This window comes from Streptomyces sp. CBMA29 (assembly GCF_014596445.1).
Classification (GTDB): domain Bacteria; phylum Actinomycetota; class Actinomycetes; order Streptomycetales; family Streptomycetaceae; genus Actinacidiphila.
Map to the genome: position 1 here is coordinate 1 of NZ_MECL01000159.1, position 2,020 is coordinate 2,020.

Genomic DNA, 2,020 nt, shown 5'->3' on the forward strand with positions numbered 1-2,020 from the left:
CCGCCGCGGGGCCGGGCGGGGGTGCGAAGCCGGGTACGGCGCCGGGCGGCGCGAAACCGGGGGCCGCGGCCTGCTCGGGCGCGGCGGGCTCGTCCTCGGCGACCTCGCCGCCGAAATTCCGCAGCAGCGCGTCGAGCCCGCCGTCGAAGCCCTGGCCGACGGCGGCGAAGCGCCACACGTCCTTGAGGTAGATGTCCGCGACCATCACGGCGCGTTCGGTGGTGAATTCCGCGCCGGTGAAGGCGTACCGCGCGACTTCCTCACCGCCCGCGACGAGCCGCAGATAACCGGGGGCGACCTGCGACATCTGCCCGTCGCCGTCGATCGTCGCGGTGAACGCCAGCTTGTGCACGTTCGCCGGTATGCGGTCGAGAGTGACGCGGAAGGACTCGGTGTCGCCGGACTGCGCGCCGAGGAGCTGGATCGACTCCTCGGGCGACTTGGGCTGGTTGAAGAAGATGAAGTAACGGTCGTCCGACAGTTGTTCCTTGTCATCGAGCCCGAAACAACTGATGTCGAAGGTCAGGCCGGGGCCGGAGATCTGCACACCGACATACAGATCCGTCCCCGCCGTCAGATCACTGATCTTGGCCTTGTGGCCACGCTGGAATTCCCTGGCCATGGATACGACCGTCCCCCATCCCCTCATTGCTGCGCTCGCGTTGCGGCGCTTGTGCTGCCGCGCCGACGTGGCGACAGGCTAACCGGTCGTGCCGACAGCGGCTATTCCTCGCGGGAACCGGGCGGATGCGGCAGCCGGTCGGCCGCCACGACGCCCTCCAGGAAGCCGCGGGCGCGCTCGGTGCGCGGATAGCTCTCCAGCAGTCGCCAGAAGCTCGGGCCGTGTCCCGGCACGAGAAGGTGCGCCAGCTCGTGCAGCAGCACGTAGTCGATGACGTACTCGGGCATCCCCTGGAGGCGGTGCGACAGGCGGATGCTGCCCTCGGAGGGCGTGCACGAGCCCCAGCGGGAATTCTGGTTGGTGACCCAGCGGACCGTGTCGGGCACGGCCCGGCCGAGCAGATACTGCTCGGCCAGCCGTTCCGCGCGGGCGGCCAGCTCGTCGTCGCCGGGCATCCGGCGGCTCTCCTGCGCCGCCAGCTTCTCCAGCATCGTGGTCACCCAGCGCTGCTCCTCGGCCGCCGACATTCGGGCCGGAATCAGCACTACAGTTCGGTCGCCGTCGCGATATGCCGAAACCGTTCGGCGCCTGCGGGCACTGCGGCGTACTTCCACCGCATTGGTCCGTAGGCCGCTCGCGGGCTGGCTGGAGAGGCTACGCGCTGGATCGGCGGACACGCCTTCGACGTTACCCGCTGCGTGTCCGGGAAGTCCCGTCTCCCGGCCGGTTCGCATGGGAATCACCTCGCTTCATACGCATATTGAACGACTATCCCCCACAACCTGTGGATAACTCTCCGGGAGTTTCGCCGGGAAATGGCATGCTGAGTGCTGTCGCTTACGGAGAGTGACGAGGGAAGTCGGAATGGGCGATTTCGCCTGGCGGGGTCGGTGGCGGCCCGCCCGACGGACCTCATGGTGGATCGAGTGAACGGATGGACGGGGGTGACGGTCATGCGTCCCATGCTCAAGAGCGCGCTGCGCCGCAGTTGGCGGGACAGGGAGAGCGTGCAGTTCGGGGTGGACCCGGCGCACGCGGTGGTGCTGGAGCCGGTCGACGGCGCGGCGGCCGGTTTCCTCGACCTGCTCGACGGCACGCGCGGCGCCGACACGCTGACCCGTGACGCGGGTGCGCTGGGCCTCGGGCCCGCGCAGGTCAGACGACTGCTGGGGCTGCTCGCCGAGGGCGGTGTGCTGGACGACGCGGCGGCGCACGGCGCGCTGGCGGAGGCGGTACGGCACCGGGTGACGGCCCTGGACCGGCTGAGACCCGATCTGGCGGCGCTCTCGGTGGTCCACCCGGGCCCCGGCGGGGCGGCGGGCCGGATACGGCACCGCAGGGCGGCACGGGTGCGGGTGCACGGGGCCGGGCGGGTCGGCGCCGCCGTGGCCTCGGTGC

At 70.6% G+C, this 2,020-nt stretch carries 2 protein-coding genes and 1 pseudogene; 1 reads left to right on the forward strand and 2 read right to left on the reverse strand.

The annotated features are described in order from the left end of the window. Nucleotides 1-622, reverse strand: a 622-nt coding sequence (locus BGM09_RS21540) for a TerD family protein (protein ID WP_188283307.1), incomplete at its 3' end; no start/stop codon positions are given. A 101-nt stretch (nucleotides 623-723) separates the two neighbouring features. After that, nucleotides 724-1,356 (reverse strand): M48 family metallopeptidase, encoded by a 633-nt coding sequence (locus BGM09_RS21545; RefSeq protein WP_188283308.1) that lies wholly within the window; start codon nucleotides 1,354-1,356, stop codon nucleotides 724-726. 219 nt (nucleotides 1,357-1,575) lie between these two features. Between BGM09_RS21545 and BGM09_RS21550 the strand changes: the two are divergent. Further along, nucleotides 1,576-2,020: pseudogene (locus tag BGM09_RS21550) on the forward strand (ThiF family adenylyltransferase); the annotation flags it as partial.